Origin of the sequence: Polaromonas sp. YR568, assembly GCF_943369675.1 — a bacterium.
Classification (GTDB): Bacteria; Pseudomonadota; Gammaproteobacteria; order Burkholderiales; family Burkholderiaceae_C; genus Polaromonas.
This window is the reverse complement of record NZ_CALROB020000014.1, coordinates 24220-43178: the sequence shown is the minus strand read 5'-3', so window position 1 is coordinate 43178 and position 18959 is coordinate 24220. Positions and strand designations below refer to the sequence as shown.

Below are 18959 nucleotides of genomic sequence, written 5' to 3'. Positions count from 1 at the left end.
CAGTACATTCAAAGCCCGTCTCCCCTGAAGTTCACTCTCCGCCTGGAATGTCTTTTTCTCTCAGAGTATTCGCGATGATCGCGCTGCTGTGCGCATGGCTGCCGGCGCAGGCATCCCCGCCGGCCAAAGCCTCCGCGTCCGCCTGGTCCGGCACGGTCACCTATGTGGTCGATGGCGACACCATCCGTGTGCGGCCGCCCGGCGGCGGCAAGCCCCTCAGCGTGCGCATCGAGGGCATAGACGCGCCGGAGATCTGCCAGGCCGGCGGCACGGCTTCCCGCGACGCGCTCAGGCGCAAGGTGCAGGGCCAGCGCGTGACGGTGCACGGCCGGCGTCACGACGATTACGGACGCCTGCTTGCGACCATCACGCTCCAGGGCGAGGACACCGGCTTGTGGATGGTGGCGCAGGGTTTGGCCTGGTCTTACCGCTACCGCGCCAACGCCGGCCCTTATGCCTCGCAACAGCGGCACGCCAGGGCGGCGGGTGTGGGGATTTTTTCGCCGTCGCACGGCGCGGCGCCTGTGTATCCCGCGCAGTTTCGCCGCCAGCACGGCAGCTGCCATCGATAAGCCGGCAGGCCGTCCTTTGTCCTACGGCTGTTTCAGCCGATGCCGCTGTGCGGCGCCCGCATGGCTGGCTAGAGTGAATGTGCGCGAATTTCCTTCGCCGCCCATAGCGCCTGACCTGTACGCCAGGCTTCGCACATCCACACAAGGAGCCATCATGATCCCAAGCCATTCCAATCCTTTGAAGGCAGGCCAAGCCCTTCGGCCGCTGGCCATCCTCAGCGCGGTATCGCTGGCGCTTGCCCTGTCGGCCTGCAACAAACAGGACGACGGGAAAACCGCCGGCCAGCAACTCGACTCTGCCATTGCCAAAACCGAAGAGGCCGCCGCCCAGGCCAAGGCCAAAGCCGCAGCCGAAATGGCCAGCGCCGGCACTGCGATGAAAAATGCGACCCAAAGCGCCGAAGCGTCCGGCAAGGACATGGCCGCCAAAGCCGGTGAAAAAATCGACGACCTGACCATCACCACGACCGTCACGGCTGGGTTCGCGAAAGATCCCGACCTCAGTGCGCTCAAGATCAACGTCGACACCCGCAACGGCGCCGTGACCCTCAACGGCTCCGCGCCCACGGAGGCCGCCCGCGAAAAAGCCACCACGCTGGCCAAAGACGTCAAGGGCGTCAGTTCGGTGGACAACAAGCTGGTGGTCAAGGCCGCGAGCTAAGCCCGAACCCATCAAGGATGGCCTCGCGCCATCCGCCGCGCCACCTGGTTTCCTGACGGAAGCGGGTGGCGTTTCTTTTGGCTGGATCCAACGGGGGACTTAAAACCTGGATGTAGTAAAACGCAGACGTAGAAAAGGCAGGCCATGGAAATTCCACGCCTGCCTTTTCCAGCCACCCTGCGGTGGCCGGGGCTCGTCAGAGACGATTAAGGACGAACGACGATGTCGTTGCGGACAGCCTTGACGTTCTTCGTGTTGCGGGCAATGTTTTCAGCCTGGGCTTTTTCAGCGCTGGACTTGGCAAAGCCGGACAGTTGGACCGTACCGTTGAGCGTTTCGACCTTGATGGACGAAGCTGCCACGGTTTTGTCTTCGATGAACTTGGTCTTCACGGAAGTCGTGATGGCGGCGTCATCGACGTACTCACCGGCGGTGGATTGGCCACGCCCGACAGCGCAGCCGCTGCCGATGATGGTGATGCCTGCCAGGGCTGCGAATGCAATTGCGCGAGCGTATTTCATATTGTTTTCCTCTTTGGTTGATGTCAATGGTTTAGTGCAAGGTTTAAAAAGCCTGCCGGTGGGCGGCACCACGCCCACCGGCCTGCGGTAACAGTTATGTGTCCAGGCAATACACGGCGGTGTTCATCGTGTCCCCTGTTGTGTTTGTTCGTTGTCTTGTGAAGGGCGCGACAGCATGGACAGCAGGGCGCCCGAGATTTCCGTCGACTTCAAGGTCGCCAGCAGCACGCTGCCCAGCGACACCAGCCGCCAGGGCTTGAGCACCACGGCGGCGGCGCCTGCCGCGGCCGCAATGCCCAGCAGCTGCAGGGGTTTGTCTTCGGCATATCGGCCGATCACCGGCCGGGCCAGGCTGAATGCAACACTCACGGGATGGTGGTGCCACCAGGCCCCTATGGCCTGCTTGAAAATGCCCCAGGTCCCCCCGCCTGCGGCATAGGCCGCATCCTCTTCGCCGGGCATACCGCCCTGTTCCTCACCATCGTGCAACTGCTTGTCATCGCGGCTCATGTGCCTGACGATGGCCTTGCGGCTGTTCGCCAGTCTTTCCTGCGGTGTGGGGGCGGTAAGGGATGCCATGACGGTATCGTTCAATGCGGTGCTCACGCGGCCATGCGCAAGGCGCGTGCGTCGCTGTCGATCTGGGCTTTCAGCTCGGGAAAGCGCTCGCTCACGGCGGGCTTGCGCGCCTTCAGCACCGCAATCACCACAATGGCCAGCGCGACACCTGGCACCGCCACCAGCGCCCAGTGGAACTGGTTTTGCAGCATGCCCAGCATCACCGCTGTGCCCGCCAGCCCGAGGAATATCGCCGCCGCCACAACGGCCACGACCCACGCCACGGCGCGCGTGACCAGATCGGTGCCGGCATTCGAAGCCTCTTCCTGGAACAGTGCGGCATAGGCCGACAGGTGATCCACGACCAGGTCAGGCCGCTGCACGATGGTGGAGAAAAGAGGGTGAATCATGGGGCGCGTTGGTCTCGGTGTCGGCGATGCGGGAGGTAGCGGTGGATCAGTAACGGTTCTGGTTGCGGTGGCGTGCCGACGAAATCAGCAGCGCGACACCGGCGCCTACGGCCGCGGCGATCAGCACCGAGCGCAGGGGCTGGTCGGCAACGTAACGCGAAGTGGCGGCCGACGCATTGCTCAGCGAACGCTGTGCGCGGTCCTTGGCCTCGGCGGCGAGGTCCAGGCTCTGGCGGGCCAGGTGCTGGGCCTTGGAGGCCAGCATGTCGACCACGGGGTCCACGCTGCCGCGCAGGTCGCGCACTTTGCTCTCGGCCTTGTCGAGGGCGTTATTGGCATAGCTGCGGGTGGTGTCCACGGCTTTTTCGGCGGTCTGCAGCAACTCATCGGAGGTTTGGCGTGCGGTGTTGGCGGCGGTCTGGGTGTTCATGGTCGGGTCCTTGGTGAGTTGAGGGAAGTTGAAGAAGGGCGAAATAAGGGGGAAAACAAAAGCCGGGTCACCGGGTGACGCGGCTTATGCAGAGGCCTGCGGCGAAACGAACGCGGGGCCGTCAGTTCTTGCGCAACAGGCTGATGACGAAGCTCACCACAGCCATCACGGCGAAGATGAAAAAGAGGATCTTGGCGATCTCGACGGCGCCGGCTGCGATGCCGCCAAAGCCGAACACGGCGGCGATCAATGCGATCACGAGGAAAACGACGGAATAGTGCAACATCTTGGGCTCCTTGCTTGGTAGCGGTGGCGGCTTGCTTCGTTTGAAGCGGCCTTGTGCCAAGCTTAGTGAGCGCCCTTGATTTGCTTCATCGGCTGTCAGCGTGTGCCTGTGTCAGTTCGCGCGGCCATACCCTGTAGGAGGTTGCCGACACCTTGTTGCGCGGTGCGAGCCGGCTGCCGAAAGCCTGTGCGTGATGTTGGCGCACTGCGCCTCAAGCAGAGGTCAAAGCGTCTTCGGCAACACCGCGGAGATCAGCGTGCCTTCGCCTTCCGTGCTGGTGACGGTGAGGCGGCCGCCCGCGGCTTCCACGCGATGCCGCATGCCGGCCAGGCCATGGCTGCCCGCGCCCACGCTGGCGACCTTGAAGCCCTTGCCGTCGTCCTTGACTTCCACGGTGATGTAGCCGTCGAAGTTGTGCAGGCTGATTTCCGCCTGTTTGGCTTCGGCGTATTTGCCGATATTGGTCAGCGACTCCTGCACCAGCCGGTAGACGGTGAGTTGCGCGGAGCCACCGAGTTCGACGGTCTCGAGGTCGGTGGTGATGGACAGGCCCGAACGTTCTTCAAACTCGCGCGCCAGGATTTCCAGCGAGGCGACCAGGCCCAGGTGAGACAGCGACGAAGGCCGCAAGTCTTCCACGATGCGGCGCTTGAGTGCGATGCCGCTGTTGAGGGTGTTCGTCAAATGCGCGAGCCGCTCGGCGGCTTCCGGCAGATTACCCGCCAGGCGCGATTTCAGGCGGGCCACGTCGAGTTTGGCCGCGGTCAGCAGCGCGCCCAGTTCGTCGTGCAGTTCGCGCGCCAGGTGGCCGCGCTCGTCCTCGCGCACGTTCTGCAAATGGGTGGCCAGCTCGGCGAGGTTGGCGGTCCGCTCGCGCACCTGCACCTCGAGGAAGTCGCGCTCGCGCTGCAGCGATTCCTGCTCGCGCCGGCCGGAAGCCAGCAGCGCCTTGGTCTGCAAAAGGTACATGTAGAAGGCCAGCAGGCCGGCAAGCGCCATGGTGGCCACGCCGATGCGCGACAGCTGCAGGGTCCGCCGAATCTGGTCCTGGCCCTGTTCCATCTTGGTAACGCTGCTGGCGGCCAGCTTGGCGGACTGCAGGCGGATGGCCTCCATGTGTTCCTGGCCCACATCCGTGGTCAGCACGAATTTCCAGGCGTCCTCATTGCCTTCCTTGCGCATGCGAACGCTCAGGTCCATTTCGGCCAGTTTGCGCGAGACGTGCCGCGACATCAGGGCGAACTCGGCGAGCTGCTGCGGGTAGGGTGTGAACAGCTGGCGCAGGCCGTCCAGGTTCTGGCCGATGTCCGCCACGGCCATGTTGTAGGGCTCCAGGTAGCGTCCTTCACCCGTCAGCAGGTAGCCCCGCTGGCCGGTTTCCGCGTCCAGCATGTGCTGCAGGAGTTTGTTGATGGCGCCGCGGGTCAGCTGGGCCTCCTCAATGTTGGCGGCCGCCTCGGTAGACTTGCGAAAACTCGCCTCATTGATGAAGATGAGGAAGGCGGCGGCCAGCACCGCCAAGGGCAGGCTGATGGCCATTCTGGGTATCGCAAATGATTTCACGGCAAACTCCGTTTGGTACTTCGGTGAAGAATTCGTCAATAATGGATGCTGAAAATTAGAGCAGGTGCCGGTTAACGGCGTCTCTTTTCACAGCATTGCCCGCTTGTGCAGGCTTTATAGAAAGACAGCGACATGATCAAAATCGGAATTGTGGACGACCACGCCATTGTGCGTTCGGGGCTCAAGCAGTTTTTCTCGGATCAGGTGGACTTGCGCGTCGTCGGCGAAGCCGGCAGTGGCCGCGAAGCCATCGACCTGGTTCGTAACGTGGAGCTCGACATTCTTGTCATGGACTTGTCCATGCCCGGGCAGAGCGGCATCGACGCATTGGCCATGATCCGCGCGAAGGCGCCCGACGTCGGCATCCTCATCCTGAGCGGTTATCCCGAAGAGCACTACGCGGTCAACCTGATTCGCCAGGGCGCCAGCGGTTACCTCAACAAGGAATGCGACCCGTCCGAAATCGTCGACGCGATCCGCGTGATTTCGCTGGGCAAGCGCTACATCACCCCGGCGGTGGCGGAATTGCTGGCGCAGCAGCTGAACCGGCCCAACGACGTGGCTTCGCACGAACAGCTGTCCGAGCGGGAATTCCAGGTTTTCCTGAAGCTGGCCAAGGGCGAGACGGCGGGCGACATTGCCAAGGCGCTGTCCCTGAGCGTGAAGACGGTGAGTACCTACCGCACGCGCGTGATGGAAAAGATGAGCCTTTCCTCGAACAGCGACCTGACTTATTACGCGCTCAAAAACAAGCTGATCGATTGAGTTCAATCGATGGCGACGCTCTGCTGGATGCAATAGTCCACCAGGGCGTCGATTTCATTGGATTTGTCGAACACCGCATCGACGCCCAGCTGGGCGCAACGCTGGCGAATGTCGGCCGTGGCGTAATTGCTCAGCACCACCACCTTCTGCCGGGCCAGGCGATCCCTGCAGGCGGCCAGCACCCCCAGGCCGCTTCCCTGTTTCAAGAACAGGTCAACAATCGCCAGATCCCAATCCTCGCTGTTCTCCGTCAACCAGGCCTTGCCTTCGTTTTCGGTTTCCGCGGTTCCCACCGCATCAATGCGTGCCAGTTCCTCAAGCGTCCCGATCAGGTTTTCACGAATGGTGGGATTGTCTTCTACGATGTACGTTTTCAGTCTCACTGCTCAGTCCAGGTAGGAGGCGCGTGGCTTTCGAAGTATTACGAAAGGCCCAATAGTGCGAGTGTCTCTTGTTTCCTAATGTATCCATTCCTTGAAGTTCATTCTGCCAGCGACCGAGGCCAGACCTTGTAGGAGGCCTCCTACGCCGGCGTGAGGTGTGCGCCTCAACCCACACTTTGTGAACTGTAGGCTCATGCTCACAGCGTGTCATGGCCCCTGCCGACTGCTTGGCCGGATCATTCGGCTGATAGTAGGCGCATAGCAAATCTGAAGCTGCGGCACCCACAGCTCAGACACCAACGCCAAAGCCACCCATGAACAACTCCCAGTCCCAGCCGGTCCTTTTACGGCGATGGCTTATCGGCATCGCCGCCGTACTGCTTGTCCTGGTGCTGGTCGTGGTGTTTTTCCCCTGGGACCTGCTTCGCGGGCCCATCAACCGCCATGTGTCGGAGCAACTCGGCAGGCGTTTTGAAATCACGCAGCACCTTTCTGTACGTCTCGGGCGGATCACCACGGTCAGGGCCGACGGCGTGGAGTTCGCCAATCCCGAGTGGGCCAGCAAACCCTACCTGGTCAAGGCGGCGGCGGCCGAATTCGACATCAAACTGTTCCCGCTTCTGGTGGGCAAGGTGGAGTTGCCGCGCATCGCCCTCACCGCACCGGAAATCGGGCTGCAGATGGAGCCGGATGGTCGCAGGACCTGGGCCTTGTCGCGCGACACTTCCGACGAAGGCGCCATTCCGCGCATCGACGCCCTGTTGATCGACGGCGGCAGCGTGGATTACCAGGCGGCGGCGCAAGGCGCCAACATCCATGTCGATTTCTCGCTCGCCCAGGAAGCGGCCGGCCAGCTGCCGCTGAGCTACAAGGCCACGGGTAAATGGAAAAATGAAGCCTTCAGCGCCAATGGCCGCACCGGCGGCGTGCTGCAGCTGAGCAAGGACATGGAAGCGCCGTTTCCGATCGAGGTGAATGCCGTCGCCGGCAAAACCAGCCTCAAGGCCAAGGGCACCATTGCCAATCTCGCGGACCTCGCGGGTGTGGACGCCACCTTCGACCTGCAGGGCCGCAACCTGGAAGAACTCTACAAGCTGCTGGGCGTGGTGCTGCCCTCCACGCCGCCCTACAAGCTGCGCGGCAAGCTGAACAAGCAGGGCGAAGTCTGGGCCGCCACCCAGATCCAGGGCATGCTGGGCAGTTCGGACATCAGCGGTGCGCTCAGTTTCGACCAATCCGCCGCGGTGCCGCTCTTGACCGGCAAGGTTCAGTCCAAAGTGCTGGATTTCGCGGACCTGGCGCCCGTTATCGGCCTGCCTCCGCCGGCCGCGCCCACGCCCGTGAAAACAGCAGCCTCCAAGGCCGAGCCCGTGCCCGCGCCGGCAAAAAGCACCAAGGCTGTCGCGTCATCGCGCAAGGTGTTGCCCGTCGCCACGCTGGACGTCACCCGCCTCAAGGCCATGAATGCCGACGTCGTGTATTCCGCCGCCGACATCCGGCATGTGGAAGTGCTGCCGCTGGACAAGGGCAGCGTCCACGTCAAGCTGACCGGCGGCGTGCTGCAGCTGGAACCGATATCCTTGGGCATTGCCGGCGGTACCGTGGCAGGCGCCATACGCATTGATGCCAACCTGGTGCCGGCCGGCTTCAGCACAAGGCTTGACGTGCGCGCGGTGCAGCTCAACCAGCTCTTCCCCGCGGTGGAAACCACCAAGAGCAGCCTGGGCAAGATCAGCGGCCAGTTCGACCTGAAAGGGCGCGGCAATTCGCTCGCGCAGATGCTGGGCACTTCCTCGGGCGACGTCGCCGTGTTGATGGGCAAGGGCGAGATGAGCAACATCCTGCTCGAATTCATGGGGCTGGACGGCGGCGAGGTCATCAAATTCCTGGTGCGCGGCGACCGCAACGTGCGGCTGCGCTGCGCGGCCGCCGCCTTCGAGGTCAAGCAGGGCCAGATGACCACCAAAACCATTGTTCTGGACACCACGGACACGGTGATCAACGGGCGCGGGACCATCAACCTCGCCGATGAAACGCTGGACCTGATCCTGGACCCCGCGCCCAAGGACCAGAGCATCCTGAGCTTGAGGTCACCGCTGAAAATCGGCGGCACCTTTGCCTCGCCGTCCGCCGGTCCCGACAAGGGTGCGCTGGCCGGGCGTGCCGGCATCGCGCTGGCACTCGGTGTGATCAATCCGCTGCTGGCGCTGGCAGCCACCATCGAAACTGGGCCGGGCCAGGACGAAAACTGCAAGGCCATCCTGGCCAAGGCCACGAGTTCCGCCGCCGGTTCGCGCATTCCCGCCGCGGCCGTCTCCCTCAAATAAGCTGGCTTAGCGGTGGGCGCTGCCGCACACCGCGCAAGCGGGGTTGCGCACCAGCGTCATCTCATTCCAGGCCATGCGCTTGCCGTCCAGCATCAACAGGCGCCCTGTGAGTGCCTCACCCGCACCGCCAAGCAGCTTCAGGGCCTCGGCAGCCTGTGTGCTGCCGATGATGCCAACCAGCGGCGCAAACACGCCCATGGTGGCGCAGAGGGCTTCCTCCAGCAGTTCCGATTCAGGGAAGACGCAGGCATAGCAAGGCGATTGCGCGTCGCCCGCGTCGAAAACAGCGACCTGGCCGTCAAAACGGATGGCGGCACCCGACACCAGCGGTTTGCGGTGCTTCACGCAGGCGCGGTTGATCGCATGGCGGGTGGCGAAGTTATCGGTGCAGTCCAGCACCAGGTCGGCCTCGGCGACAAGGCTGTCCAGCAATGCGCCTTCGGCCCGCTGCGTGACAGGGGTGACTTTGACGTCGGGGTTGATTGCCGCGATGGCCTGGCGGGCGGATTCCGCCTTGAATTCACCGACACGCCCCAGCGTGTGGGCGATCTGCCGCTGCAGGTTGGTGGCATCGACCCGGTCGTGGTCAGCGAGGGTGATGTGGCCGACACCGGCGCTGCCCAGGTAAAGCGCAACCGGCGAACCGAGCCCGCCGGCCCCGACGATCAGCACATGTGCCTTGAGGAGTTTGTCCTGGCCTTCGATGCCGATTTCGTCGAGCAGGATGTGCCGGGAATAGCGGAGCAGCTGGTCGTCGGTCATAGGAAGGAAGAAGGGCTGCCGCGAGGGCAGGGCAGACCGGGAGAGGGTGCGAGAACAGGCTGAAACAGGGGCAGTGCCGGTATTTGCCCGGCGCTATCCCTGTTCCACTACGGCCTTAATTTTCTTTTTTCTCGTTCTTGGGTTCGACCACGGCCGTCTTGCTGACCAGCACGGGGCGGCCCTTGAGCTGGTTGATGGCCTGGGCCAGCTGGAAGTCCTTGTCGCTGCCCAGTTCAGGCGGGCGGCGCTGCTCAGGCGTCTTCTTGGCTTCTTCCTCGAGGCGTTTCAGTGCCTCCTCGCGGGCCTTTTCACGGTTGGCATCCTTCACCTCGGCGCCCTGGCCGCTGTTGAGATGTTTCTCGAGATCGGCTTCGCGAGTGCGCAGCGCGGCGAACGGGCTGCCTTCGGCGGTTTCGTCCACCATCACGTCGGGAACGATGCCGCGCGCCTGGATGGATTTGCCGCTGGGGGTGTAATAACGCGCCGTGGTGAGCTTCAGGCCCGTGTCGGGGCCCAGCGGCCGCACGGTCTGCACCGAGCCCTTGCCGAAGGTCTGGTTGCCCATGATGGTGGCGCGTTTGTAGTCCTGCAGTGCGCCGGCCACGATTTCGCTGGCCGAGGCCGAGCCTTCATTGACCAGCACGACCAGCGGCACGGTCTTGAGGGCCGCGGGCAGGCGTTTGAGCGGGTCGGCGCCGTTGCGGCGCTGGTAGAACTCGGGCGCGGCCTTGTAGGTGAACTTGCTTTCGGCCAACTGGCCGTTGGTGGACACCACGGTGACGTTTTCGGGCAGGAAGGCGGATGACACCGCGACCGCGGCATCCAGCAGGCCGCCGGGGTCGTTGCGCAAATCGAGCACCAGGCCCTTGAGGTTGGGTTCCTGTTTGTAAATCTGCTCGAGCTTGGTGACAAAGTCGTCGACTGTGCGTTCCTGGAACTGGCTCAGGCGTATCCAGGCGTAGCCGGGCTCCACCACCTTGCTGCGGACCGACTGGGTGCGGATTTCTTCGCGCGTGATGGTCACCGGGAAGGTGCGGTTTTCGTCCTTGCGGAAGATCGTCAGCAGCACCTTGGTTTTGGGTTCGCCGCGCATCTTCTTGACGGCTTCATTGAGCGTCAGGCCCTTGACGGCGGTGTCGTCGATGCGGGTGATCAGGTCGTTGGGCTTGAGGCCGGCGCGGTCGGCGGGCGAGCCTTCGATCGGCGAGACCACCTTGACCAGGCCGTCTTCCTGGCTGATCTCGATGCCGACGCCGACAAAACGGCCGGTCGTGCCTTCGCGGAATTCCTTGAAGGACTTCTTGTCGAAGTAGACGGAGTGCGGATCCAGGCTGGCCACCATGCCGGAAATGGCGTCGGTGATGAGTTTTTTCTCGTCCACCGGTTCCACGTAATCGGTCTTGACCATGCCGAAAACGGCGGCGAGCTGCTGCAGTTCTTCGAGCGGCAACGGGGCGATGCCCGCGCGGGCTACCGCCTGCAATTGCACCGTGGTGAGGGCGCCCGCCACGGCACCGATTGAAATCCAGCCTGCAATTTTGAGCTTTTGACCCATAAAAATACCTTCGTTAGCCTGTTGGGGAACCCTTGTTCCCCCTGTGGGAAGCAATATACACCTTGGAGAAAGCCCCGGCCCCACAGTTCCGCCCCTGGCGCGGCGCGGCACGAAAAAAGAAGCAAAACAGAAGGCTGTTTACCGGACTTTTACACAAAGCCGCGCCAACAGGCCTTCAGGCGGTGAAATCAGGCCTTGCCTTGCGCGCCCACGGCGGCTGCCGCCTTGGCCGCGGCCTCGCTGTCGCCCAGGTAGTAGTGGCGCAGGGGCTTCAGTTCGGCGTCCAGTTCGTAGACCAGCGGGATGCCGTTGGGGATGTTGAGCCCGACGATCTCGCTGTCGGAGATGTTGTCCAGGTATTTCACCAGCGCGCGTATGGAATTGCCGTGGGCCGCCACCACGATGCGCTTGCCGGCCTTGATGGCGGGCGCCATGGATTCGTTCCAGAAAGGCAGGACGCGGTCCACGGTGTCCTTGAGGCATTCGGTCAGCGGCACCTGCCCGGGCTGCAGCCTGGCGTAACGCGGGTCGCCGCGCTCGCTGCGCGGGTCGTTGGCCTCGAGCGGCGGGGGGGGCGTGTCATAGCTGCGGCGCCAGACCAGCACCTGCTCGTCGCCGAATTTTTTCGCGGTTTCGGCCTTGTTCAGCCCCTGCAGGCCGCCGTAATGGCGCTCGTTGAGGCGCCAGCTGTGCACCACGGGCAACCAGGTGCGGTCCATTTCGTCCAGTGTGTGCCAGAGCGTGCGGGTCGCGCGTTTGAGCACGCTGGTGTAGGCCAGGTCGAAGTCGTAGCCTTCGCTTTTGAGCAGCTTGCCGGCGTTTTTGGCCTGTTCGATGCCGGTTTCGGTCAGATCCACGTCGGTCCAGCCGGTGAAGCGGTTTTCAAGGTTCCAGGTCGATTCGCCGTGGCGTATGAGCACGAGTTTGTACATGGTCGGAAAGGATGGAGAGTGGAAAAAAGGGGAATAAAGAGGGGCGCCGGCAGGGCGCTTTCTCCCTCCATTCTAAAATCACGGGTTAGCTGAAAAATACACAAAGGGTATACCGTGAAATTTTTGATCGACAACTGGATGCTGATTTCGATAGCGCTCGCCTCGGGCGGCATGCTGGTTTGGCCCATGATTTCCAGCACCATGAACGCCGGCGCGCTGACCGCCAGCGGCGCGGTGCAGCTGATCAACCGCGAAAAAGCGGTGGTGGTGGACGTCAGTGAAGCCGACGAATTCGCCGCGGGCCACGTCACCGGCGCCAAAAACGTGCCTTTTGGCGAGCTGGAAGAAAAACTCCCCGCCACGGTCAAGAACAAGGGCCTCCCGCTGATCCTGGTATGCGCCACCGGGGCCCGCGCCGGCCGTGCCGTCGCCATCGCCAAAAAACTCGGTTACGAGCAAGCCCAATCCCTGGGCGGCGGGCTCAAAGCCTGGAAAGAAGCTAACCTTCCGCTTGAGAAGGCCTGAAAACAGGCCTGAACAGGGTTGGCAGTCGCAGGCAGGCACGAAACCTGCCTCATCCGGCATGCTGTGAACCACCCTGATTCATCCACTTTCTGCGCCGCGCTCAGTCCGGCCCGATCCGGAGAAACCATGCAAACCGTCAAGATCTACACCACCGGCACCTGCCCTTATTGCATCCAGGCCAAGCAACTGCTCAAGCAGCGCGGCGTCACCGAACTCGATGAAATCCGCGTCGACATGGTGCCCGGCGAACGCCAGAAGATGATGGACATCACCGGGCGGCGCACGGTGCCGCAGATCTTTATCGGCGAAACCCACGTCGGCGGCTGCGACGACCTGATGGCCCTGGACGGCCGCGGCGGCCTGATGCCCCTGTTGAATACATAAACCACCCCCGTCCAGGCTCACTGCGTGTAGCCTGTTCCCCCCTCGAGGGGGCGGCGCCAGCGGCCCGGCAAAGCCGGTTCCGCGGCCCCTGCTGGTGTGGCCGCTGGCTACGCAAGCGAGCGATGGTGAGGGCCACACTGGCTCCCTATAATCATCCGCAGGTTGCCCGCACTAGCCGGCGCATCTAATCCTCTATCCAACGTTTCCCAGCACCCGAAAGAACACCATGGCTGAAGCCAATCTTGACCCCGTATTCCAGATCCAGCGCGTTTACCTCAAGGACGTGTCGCTGGAGCAGCCCAATTCGCCCGAAATCCTGCTGAACCAGGACCAGCCCAGCGTGGACATCCAGCTTGGCGTGGGCGCTACCCCCATCGCTGAAGGCCTGTTCGAAGTTTCCGTCACGGCCACCGTGCAGACCAAGATTGCCGACAAGACCGTGTTCCTGGTCGAAGCCAAACAGGCCGGCATCTTTGAAATCCGCAACGTGCCGCCCGAGCAACTGAGCTCCATCCTGGGTATCGCCTGCCCGCAAATCGTCTACCCCTACCTGCGCGGCAACGTGGCCGACGTGATCCAGCGCGGCGGTTTCCCGCCCGTGCACATGGCTGAAATCAACTTCCAGGCCATGTACGAGCAGCAACAGGCCGAAGCCGCCGCTGCCGCCCCGGCTGCGTCCCAGATCATCGTGTGATGGCCCGCCGGGGTGAACGCCCCGGCCGCCTCATGATGTCCTCATGAAAATACTCGTCATTGGCGCGGGCGCCTGGGGCACGGCGCTGGCTGTCAGCAGCGCCTCGCGCCACCAGGTCACCCTGTGGGCGCGCGATGCGGCGCAGCTTGCCGGCCTGAAGTCCGAACGCACCAATGCCCGCTACCTGCCCGGCATTGCCTTGCCTGCCGCCCTGGCGCTGCAGGGTGGCGATACGCCGCTGGCCCAAGCGCTGGATGGGCAGGACCTCGTCATCCTCGCAACGCCGGTCTCGGCGGCACGCGGCATGCTGCAAAGCCTGCAGAACGCCAGCGTTCCGGTGGCCTGGCTCAGCAAGGGTTTTGAAGCGCCGGTGGCCGGCGCTGCTGCTTCGCCGTTCGGGCTGATGGTTCATGAAATCCGCGCACAGGCCGCCCCCGATTTAAGGGCCGGCGTGCTCAGCGGCCCCAGCTTTGCGCTGGAAGTTGCGCGCGGCCAGCCGACGGCGTTGGTCGCGGCCAGCGAACACGCCGAGGTGCGTGATGCGCTGGTCGCCGCGTTTCACGGCGCAACGCTGCGCGTTTACGCCAATGACGACGTGGTGGGCGTGGAGGTCGGTGGCGCCGTCAAGAACGTGCTGGCGATTGCCACGGGCCTGTGCGACGGCCTGCAGCTGGGCCTGAACGCCCGCGCCGCGCTGATCACGCGCGGGCTGGCTGAAATGACGCGCCTGGGCGTGGCGCTGGGCGCGCGCGCCGAAACCTTCACGGGGCTGTCCGGCCTGGGCGACCTGGTGCTTACGGCCACCGGCGACCTGAGCCGCAACCGCAAGGTCGGCCTGCTGCTGGCCCAGGGCCAGACGCTGGCGCAGGCGGTTGATTCGCTGGGCCACGTCGCCGAAGGCGTGTATTGCGCCCGCACCGTGGTGCAGCGCGCCGCCGGCCTGGGCGTCGAGATGCCGATTGCGCAAAGCGTCGTGGCCTTGCTGGACGGCAAGCTCAAGCCCGCCGAAGCGGTGGCAACGCTGATGGGCCGCGGGCCTACGGCCGAACTGGCCTGAATTTCCTCTTCACGACGGGGCGTGGCTACTTTCGCAGGTGCAGCGTCACCAGCAGCGAAGCGTCCTGCACCGCCGTCAGGCCGTGCGGCACGCCGCCCGCCAGCCAGAGCAACTGGCCGGCTTTCATGGGCTGGGTCTGGCCGTTCGCCGTGAAGCTTATTTCGCCCTCCAGGCACTGCACGGTGATTTCACCCTTGACCTGGTGCGAAGGCACGGTCTTGCCGGCCGGCACGATCAGGCGCATGACCTCCAGTTCCTCGCTTTTGAACAGCGCGACGGTGCGCCCCTCGGAGAGCTTGCCCGCCAGCGGCTGGACGTCAATGAGTTGCCCGGATGCGGCGTGGGGAATGGCCATGGTGGAACTCCTGCAAACGTGGGGGTCTATGGAACTTTATACCCCAAGGCGCGGCTTAGCCTGGTGTTGTTTCGTGCGCCGTTGATTCAGGTTTCACCAAGCGTTGCACGCCGAGCCTGAGTCCCACGACTCCCAGCAAGCGCTCGAGGGTCAGCACGGTTCCTGCCGTTCGTCCGGCCTCCACATCGAGGATGGTGCGGCTCGACACCTTTGTCAGGCGCGCGAACTCTGGAACGGTCAGTCGCAGAGCGGTTCGAATATGGCGCACTGTGGCGGCCAGCGTCCATTCGGGATGCTGAAGCACCTCCTCAATCGCTTTTCGGCGCAATGCGAGTTGTTCTGGAAGCGCAATGGGTTTGAATCGTTTGTCCATGGGCTGCTCTCACAAAGACTCGAGTGCCCTGGCTTGCGCGTTGATGCCCAGTCTTAGAAAATCCATGATGTCGGTGTCGACTCCGACCTCCTTACCGTACTCGACGAGGTTCGCGAGCCGCGGTGCCATTTCCCTCAACCCATCGCGCAGGGCTGCCCTGTCCAGATCGCACTCTGCGGACACTGTGTCAAGCACCTTTGCCCAGTTCGGGGAGCCGCCGTCATTGTCTTGCCAGCGGATGCGGCGCGCGATGCCATCGGGATGCAGGTACATGGGCGCGAAGTCATACAGGGGAGTCAGGCCTATATGTCCGTCAAAGCGCCGTTGCACCGCGGTATTTCGGGCGTGGTTGTCTTTGTTGCCCAACGCCAGGTTGGCTGCGTCCCGCTTGATGTACTCCAGAATTTCGGAGAACGGGTCGGTGGCTACCGCGGCAAGTTTTCGGCACACCTCGTCGTGAGAGGGCACCTGCTCGAAGCCGACGCGACCGGTAAGCGTGGCAATGCTCTCCTGGGCGAGTCGCACCACGCCCTCCGTTCCGGCGACGCGGTCGAACCGCGGGATAAACAGCGACCGCTTCAGGAGCGTCAGCGATGCATGCACGCGCAGGCCGAGGTGGCGCGCGAGTTCCATGTAGGGCGCCTCGTTGTGCAGAATGCGCGCCAGGTCCGGATTTGGCCCGCGGCCGAACTTGACGATGTAATGCGCCTGCGCCAGCGCATCGGGTAGCGTGTGGTCCAGATAAAGCAGGCCATTCCGGGCGCGAGTGAGAAGCACCTTGGGCCACTCGCCTTGAACGCCGGAAGAACCGGCGACGAACAGACCGTGGCCGCTCAGATACTCGATGAACTCTTCGGAACGCTCGGCGACTTCCTCATCCGTAAATCCCTGCGTTGTTCCGTTCTGCTCTTGCAGCCACTTCCAGGCTTCCTGGACGCGAAGATGCCCTATGGGGTTTGCGGCGCCCGCCAGGAGTAAGGGCCAATCAGCCGGTGTTTCCATCGTTTCCGGCAGCTTGAGTCGTCGCAGCAACTCCCGACGGCCGAACCCTTGGGGAAGCGTGTCCACGAGGAACACCGGCCAATGCGGCAGTTCCAGCGGCTCAAGACTCACGGGTTGCGCGCTGCACAGCGCCCAGGCGTCTCGGGCCCCATCGTGGTCGCCTACCCAAGCTGCGTCATACCCTGAGAAAGTGGGGGTTTTACACCCCCTCTCTTTCGCGGCAAGCAGACTTACGCCAGCCACGGGGGTCCAGTGCCCGTTTGCAAACAGCTCGATAGTGCAAGAATCCATCATTAAGGCAGAAATCTATCTATATCATTCTGATTTGTCAAGATAATATGTATTAATTTCTGCGTTTATACATGGCTTGCCAAGCGCTATTGAACATACCTCCGGAACTTGTCCCGGAGTCTTTCCTTCACTGTTCAGCGGCAGACAGCGCGGTTTTTTTTGCCACTCTCGTCGCTTTCACCTGAAGTTTGACCCGAGGTTTGAAGTGAACCCAATGGCGCCTGATCAGCCTGGCTTGACCGCCTTGTTGTAGGCCAGAAAAACATCATCGCGCACCCAACCCAGCGACTCATAAAGCGCTTGCGCCGCGTGGTTGGTTCTGGCGGTGCTGAGGTCCAGCCGCGCAAACCCATTGGCCTGCGCATGTTCGTGGGCCGCCTGCATCAGCGCGCGACCGGCGCCCGCCTTGCGGGCCTCGGGCGCCACATACAGGTCGTAGAGCGTGTAAATAAGCTGGGCGATCACCGAGCAGAAACCGGGATACAGCTGGCAGAAACCCACGAGGGATCCCGTAGTGTTCGCGGTTTGCGCCACCAGGATCACGGATTCCGCGTTTCGCATGCGGTCCCCGATGAAGCGCAGTGCCAGCGCCGCGTCGGCAGGCTGCTCGTAAAACTGCCGGTAGGCGTCAAACAGCGCGGCCACGGCCGGCAGGTCGGGTAGGGTCGCGAGGCGGATGGATACCGCGCCCACGCCTAGATTTCCAGGTTGTCGATCAGCCGCGTGCTGCCCAGCTTGGCCGCGCCCAGCACCACCAGCGGTTCGCCGGCCAGCGCGCCTTGCGGCGCCAACAGGTCGGCGCGGCGGCGCACGGTCAGGTAGTCGGGCTTCCAGCCGCGGCGCGCCAGCGCCTGCATGGCCTGGGCTTCCAGCGCGGGCAGGTCGGGCGTGCCGCCGGCGCGGGCGGCTTCGCCCAGCGCGCGTATGGCTTTGGAGAGTTCCACCGCCTCGGCGCGCTCGGTGGCGCTCAGGTAGCCGTTGCGGGACGACAGCGCCAGACCGTCTTCGGCGCGCTGGGTTTCACCCGCCAGGATCTCGATCGGCAGCGCGAACTGCTGCACCATGCGGCGCACCACCATGACCTGCTGGTAATCTTTTTTGCCGAAAGCCGCGATGCCCGAAGGCATGCCGGCGAACACGCAGGAAAACAACTTGAGCACCACGGTGCTCACACCGATGAAAAAGCCGGGCCGAAAGTGGCCTTCGAGGATGTCGCTCACGTCCGTGGCCGGGTGCACCTTGTAGGTCTGCGGTTCGGGGTAGAGGTGTTTTTCGAGCGGCGCGAACAGCACGTTGCAGCCCGCGGCCTTCAGGCGCTCGGCATCGGCGTCCAGCGTGCGCGGGTAGCTGTCAAAGTCTTCATGCGGCGCGAACTGCAGGCGGTTCACGAAGATGCTGGAGACCGTGACGTCACCGAGCGGCTTGGCCTGCTTGACGAGCGCGATATGGCCGTCGTGCAGGTTGCCCATGGTGGGCACAAAGGCCGGCCGCTTGAAAGGGCTCAGGGCCTCGCGCAGCTCGGGGATGGTATGGACGATCTGCATCATGTCTCCAGAAATAGGTGGCGCGAGGGTGGGCTCACCACGCGTGGGTGGCATTCACCGGGAAGCTGCCGTCCTTGACGGCGCGCACATAGGCTTCCATGGCGCCTCGCACACTCGCGGTTTTGTTGTCGGCGCCTTCCATGAAGTTGCGCACGAATTTCGGCATCTTGCCCAGGTTCATGCCCAGCATGTCGTGCAGCACCAGCACCTGGCCGGCGGTGCCGTCGCCCGCGCCTATGCCTATGGTGGGGCAGTGCGCGAGTTCTTTGGTCAGTTCCGCCGACAGCGCCGCGGGCACCATCTCAAGAACCAACATGGCGGCGCCGGCGTCCTGCAGTTCATGCGCATGGCGCTTGAGCAGGGCGGCGGCTTCGTCGCCCTTGCCCTGCACGCGGTAGCCGCCCAGCGCATGCACGGTTTGCGGCGTCAGGCCCAGGTGGGCGCAGACGGGAATGCCGCGCTCGACGAGAAAGCGCACGGTCTCGGCCGTCCAGCCGCCGCCTTCGAGCTTGACCATGTGCGCGCCGGCCTGCATCAGCACGGCGGCGCTGCGCAAGGCCTGCTCTTTCGACTCGTGGTAGCTGCCGAAGGGCAGGTCACCGATCAGCCAGGCCGTGGCCTGCGAGCGGCGCAGGCCGTTGGCCACACATTCGGTGTGGTGGCGCATGGTCTCCAGCGTCACGCCGACGGTGCTGGTCAGGCCCTGGCAGACCATGCCCAGCGAATCGCCTACCAGGATGCATTCCACGCCCGCCGCATCGGCCACGGCCGCGAAGGTCGCGTCGTAGGCCGTCAGCATGGTGATTTTTTCGCCGTGCGCATGCATCTCGCGCAGGCGCGGCAGGCTCAGCGGCTTGCGCGCCGACGGCGTGGAGGAAGGCGGCAGCGTGCCGTAAGGCGTGACGGAAGTGTTGGCAGGGGTCGTCATGGGGCGGGTCCGGAATTTAGCGAGAGTCTAACCAGCTTCACCGTGCTTTTTGGCGCGCGGTTTAGAGAGCCCAGACAAGCG

General features: G+C 63.6%; 24 protein-coding genes. 8 read left to right on the top strand and 16 right to left on the bottom strand.

The annotated features are described in order from the left end of the window. Positions 1-74: 74 nt before the first annotated feature. Entirely contained in the window at positions 75-572 is a 498-nt protein-coding gene (locus tag ACLV8F_RS09615) for a thermonuclease family protein (RefSeq protein WP_411884007.1), read from the top strand. A 154-nt stretch (positions 573-726) separates the two neighbouring features. Continuing rightward, the gene (locus tag ACLV8F_RS09610) at positions 727-1233 is read left to right on the top strand and encodes a BON domain-containing protein (protein ID WP_411884006.1); all 507 of its coding nucleotides are present in this window, start codon (positions 727-729) and stop codon (positions 1231-1233) included. A 206-nt stretch (positions 1234-1439) separates the two neighbouring features. Here ACLV8F_RS09610 and ACLV8F_RS09605 read toward each other — a convergent pair whose 3' ends face one another. The 6 genes from ACLV8F_RS09605 to ACLV8F_RS09580 all read right to left on the bottom strand — a co-directional run bounded on the left by ACLV8F_RS09605 (position 1440) and on the right by ACLV8F_RS09580 (position 5001). Further along, positions 1440-1754: a BON domain-containing protein gene (locus ACLV8F_RS09605; RefSeq protein WP_411884005.1), complete on the bottom strand. Its 315-nt coding sequence runs from the start codon at positions 1752-1754 to the stop codon at positions 1440-1442. Positions 1755-1877: 123 nt separating this feature from the next. Next, the gene (locus tag ACLV8F_RS09600; protein ID WP_411884004.1) at positions 1878-2333 is read right to left on the bottom strand and encodes a hypothetical protein; all 456 of its coding nucleotides are present in this window, start codon (positions 2331-2333) and stop codon (positions 1878-1880) included. A 23-nt stretch (positions 2334-2356) separates the two neighbouring features. Further along, positions 2357-2722: a hypothetical protein gene (locus tag ACLV8F_RS09595; protein ID WP_411884003.1), complete on the bottom strand. Its 366-nt coding sequence runs from the start codon at positions 2720-2722 to the stop codon at positions 2357-2359. Between the two features lie 46 nt (positions 2723-2768). Then, positions 2769-3152 (bottom strand): hypothetical protein, encoded by a 384-nt coding sequence (locus tag ACLV8F_RS09590; protein WP_411884002.1) that lies wholly within the window; start codon positions 3150-3152, stop codon positions 2769-2771. 121 nt (positions 3153-3273) lie between these two features. After that, positions 3274-3438: a DUF1328 domain-containing protein gene (locus ACLV8F_RS09585; RefSeq protein WP_007867921.1), complete on the bottom strand. Its 165-nt coding sequence runs from the start codon at positions 3436-3438 to the stop codon at positions 3274-3276. Positions 3439-3660: 222 nt separating this feature from the next. Continuing rightward, the gene (locus ACLV8F_RS09580) at positions 3661-5001 is read right to left on the bottom strand and encodes a CHASE3 domain-containing protein (RefSeq protein WP_411884001.1); all 1341 of its coding nucleotides are present in this window, start codon (positions 4999-5001) and stop codon (positions 3661-3663) included. A gap of 132 nt (positions 5002-5133) precedes the next feature. On the opposite strand from ACLV8F_RS09580, the gene ACLV8F_RS09575 reads away from it, so the two are divergent. Further along, positions 5134-5766 (top strand): response regulator transcription factor, encoded by a 633-nt coding sequence (locus ACLV8F_RS09575; RefSeq protein WP_007867910.1) that lies wholly within the window; start codon positions 5134-5136, stop codon positions 5764-5766. Between the two features lie 2 nt (positions 5767-5768). Here the strand turns inward: ACLV8F_RS09575 and ACLV8F_RS09570 are convergent, their stop codons facing one another. Next, positions 5769-6149 (bottom strand): response regulator, encoded by a 381-nt coding sequence (locus tag ACLV8F_RS09570; protein WP_411884000.1) that lies wholly within the window; start codon positions 6147-6149, stop codon positions 5769-5771. Positions 6150-6463: 314 nt separating this feature from the next. Between ACLV8F_RS09570 and ACLV8F_RS09565 the strand changes: the two genes are divergently transcribed. After that, entirely contained in the window at positions 6464-8476 is a 2013-nt protein-coding gene (locus ACLV8F_RS09565) for an AsmA family protein (protein ID WP_411883999.1), read from the top strand. Positions 8477-8482: 6 nt separating this feature from the next. Here the strand turns inward: ACLV8F_RS09565 and ACLV8F_RS09560 are convergent, their stop codons facing one another. The 3 genes from ACLV8F_RS09560 to gpmA all read right to left on the bottom strand — a co-directional run bounded on the left by ACLV8F_RS09560 (position 8483) and on the right by gpmA (position 11725). Further along, complete coding sequence (locus ACLV8F_RS09560; protein ID WP_411883998.1) at positions 8483-9238, bottom strand: HesA/MoeB/ThiF family protein; 756 nt, start codon at positions 9236-9238, stop codon at positions 8483-8485. Between the two features lie 115 nt (positions 9239-9353). After that, positions 9354-10793 (bottom strand): S41 family peptidase, encoded by a 1440-nt coding sequence (locus ACLV8F_RS09555; protein ID WP_411883997.1) that lies wholly within the window; start codon positions 10791-10793, stop codon positions 9354-9356. A 188-nt stretch (positions 10794-10981) separates the two neighbouring features. Further along, on the bottom strand, positions 10982-11725 hold the full coding sequence (gene gpmA / locus ACLV8F_RS09550; protein WP_411883996.1) for a 2,3-diphosphoglycerate-dependent phosphoglycerate mutase: 744 nt from the start codon (positions 11723-11725) through the stop codon (positions 10982-10984). A 114-nt stretch (positions 11726-11839) separates the two neighbouring features. Between gpmA and ACLV8F_RS09545 the strand changes: the two genes are divergently transcribed. The 4 genes from ACLV8F_RS09545 (at position 11840) to ACLV8F_RS09530 (ending at position 14385) form a co-directional block, all read left to right on the top strand. After that, complete coding sequence (locus ACLV8F_RS09545; RefSeq protein WP_411883995.1) at positions 11840-12250, top strand: rhodanese-like domain-containing protein; 411 nt, start codon at positions 11840-11842, stop codon at positions 12248-12250. A gap of 126 nt (positions 12251-12376) precedes the next feature. Beyond that, positions 12377-12634: a glutaredoxin 3 gene (grxC, locus tag ACLV8F_RS09540; protein ID WP_411883994.1), complete on the top strand. Its 258-nt coding sequence runs from the start codon at positions 12377-12379 to the stop codon at positions 12632-12634. Positions 12635-12860: 226 nt separating this feature from the next. Then, entirely contained in the window at positions 12861-13328 is a 468-nt protein-coding gene (gene secB / locus ACLV8F_RS09535) for a protein-export chaperone SecB (RefSeq protein WP_411883993.1), read from the top strand. 43 nt (positions 13329-13371) lie between these two features. Continuing rightward, entirely contained in the window at positions 13372-14385 is a 1014-nt protein-coding gene (locus ACLV8F_RS09530) for an NAD(P)H-dependent glycerol-3-phosphate dehydrogenase (RefSeq protein ID WP_411883992.1), read from the top strand. A gap of 25 nt (positions 14386-14410) precedes the next feature. Here the strand turns inward: ACLV8F_RS09530 and ACLV8F_RS09525 are convergent, their stop codons facing one another. The 6 genes from ACLV8F_RS09525 to panB all read right to left on the bottom strand — a co-directional run bounded on the left by ACLV8F_RS09525 (position 14411) and on the right by panB (position 18878). Beyond that, positions 14411-14740: a cupin domain-containing protein gene (locus tag ACLV8F_RS09525; RefSeq protein ID WP_411883991.1), complete on the bottom strand. Its 330-nt coding sequence runs from the start codon at positions 14738-14740 to the stop codon at positions 14411-14413. 55 nt (positions 14741-14795) lie between these two features. After that, positions 14796-15113 carry a transcriptional regulator gene (locus tag ACLV8F_RS09520; RefSeq protein WP_411883990.1) on the bottom strand — a complete coding sequence of 106 codons (318 nt, stop codon included), beginning with the start codon at positions 15111-15113 and terminating at the stop codon, positions 14796-14798. Between the two features lie 9 nt (positions 15114-15122). Then, positions 15123-16409 carry a type II toxin-antitoxin system HipA family toxin gene (locus ACLV8F_RS09515; protein ID WP_411883989.1) on the bottom strand — a complete coding sequence of 429 codons (1287 nt, stop codon included), beginning with the start codon at positions 16407-16409 and terminating at the stop codon, positions 15123-15125. A gap of 222 nt (positions 16410-16631) precedes the next feature. Then, positions 16632-17099: an N-acetyltransferase family protein gene (locus ACLV8F_RS09510; protein ID WP_411883988.1), complete on the bottom strand. Its 468-nt coding sequence runs from the start codon at positions 17097-17099 to the stop codon at positions 16632-16634. 2 nt (positions 17100-17101) lie between these two features. Next, a complete protein-coding gene (gene panC / locus ACLV8F_RS09505) occupies positions 17102-17950 on the bottom strand; it encodes a pantoate--beta-alanine ligase (RefSeq protein WP_411883987.1) in 849 nt (282 codons plus the stop codon). 34 nt (positions 17951-17984) lie between these two features. Next, the gene (gene panB / locus ACLV8F_RS09500) at positions 17985-18878 is read right to left on the bottom strand and encodes a 3-methyl-2-oxobutanoate hydroxymethyltransferase (protein ID WP_411883986.1); all 894 of its coding nucleotides are present in this window, start codon (positions 18876-18878) and stop codon (positions 17985-17987) included. Positions 18879-18959: the final 81 nt, after the last annotated feature.

Coding starts and splice junctions, on each gene's coding strand:
- ACLV8F_RS09615 (WP_411884007.1), top strand. CDS start 75: ATGATCGCGCTGCTGTGCGCATGGCTGCCGGCGCAGGCATCCCCGCCG.
- ACLV8F_RS09610 (WP_411884006.1), top strand. CDS start 727: ATGATCCCAAGCCATTCCAATCCTTTGAAGGCAGGCCAAGCCCTTCGG.
- ACLV8F_RS09605 (WP_411884005.1), bottom strand. CDS start 1,754: ATGAAATACGCTCGCGCAATTGCATTCGCAGCCCTGGCAGGCATCACC.
- ACLV8F_RS09600 (WP_411884004.1), bottom strand. CDS start 2,333: ATGGCATCCCTTACCGCCCCCACACCGCAGGAAAGACTGGCGAACAGC.
- ACLV8F_RS09595 (WP_411884003.1), bottom strand. CDS start 2,722: ATGATTCACCCTCTTTTCTCCACCATCGTGCAGCGGCCTGACCTGGTC.
- ACLV8F_RS09590 (WP_411884002.1), bottom strand. CDS start 3,152: ATGAACACCCAGACCGCCGCCAACACCGCACGCCAAACCTCCGATGAG.
- ACLV8F_RS09585 (WP_007867921.1), bottom strand. CDS start 3,438: ATGTTGCACTATTCCGTCGTTTTCCTCGTGATCGCATTGATCGCCGCC.
- ACLV8F_RS09575 (WP_007867910.1), top strand. CDS start 5,134: ATGATCAAAATCGGAATTGTGGACGACCACGCCATTGTGCGTTCGGGG.
- ACLV8F_RS09565 (WP_411883999.1), top strand. CDS start 6,464: ATGAACAACTCCCAGTCCCAGCCGGTCCTTTTACGGCGATGGCTTATC.
- ACLV8F_RS09560 (WP_411883998.1), bottom strand. CDS start 9,238: ATGACCGACGACCAGCTGCTCCGCTATTCCCGGCACATCCTGCTCGAC.
- ACLV8F_RS09555 (WP_411883997.1), bottom strand. CDS start 10,793: ATGGGTCAAAAGCTCAAAATTGCAGGCTGGATTTCAATCGGTGCCGTG.
- gpmA (WP_411883996.1), bottom strand. CDS start 11,725: ATGTACAAACTCGTGCTCATACGCCACGGCGAATCGACCTGGAACCTT.
- grxC (WP_411883994.1), top strand. CDS start 12,377: ATGCAAACCGTCAAGATCTACACCACCGGCACCTGCCCTTATTGCATC.
- secB (WP_411883993.1), top strand. CDS start 12,861: ATGGCTGAAGCCAATCTTGACCCCGTATTCCAGATCCAGCGCGTTTAC.
- ACLV8F_RS09530 (WP_411883992.1), top strand. CDS start 13,372: ATGAAAATACTCGTCATTGGCGCGGGCGCCTGGGGCACGGCGCTGGCT.
- ACLV8F_RS09525 (WP_411883991.1), bottom strand. CDS start 14,740: ATGGCCATTCCCCACGCCGCATCCGGGCAACTCATTGACGTCCAGCCG.
- ACLV8F_RS09520 (WP_411883990.1), bottom strand. CDS start 15,113: ATGGACAAACGATTCAAACCCATTGCGCTTCCAGAACAACTCGCATTG.
- ACLV8F_RS09515 (WP_411883989.1), bottom strand. CDS start 16,409: ATGATGGATTCTTGCACTATCGAGCTGTTTGCAAACGGGCACTGGACC.
- panC (WP_411883987.1), bottom strand. CDS start 17,950: ATGCAGATCGTCCATACCATCCCCGAGCTGCGCGAGGCCCTGAGCCCT.
- panB (WP_411883986.1), bottom strand. CDS start 18,878: ATGACGACCCCTGCCAACACTTCCGTCACGCCTTACGGCACGCTGCCG.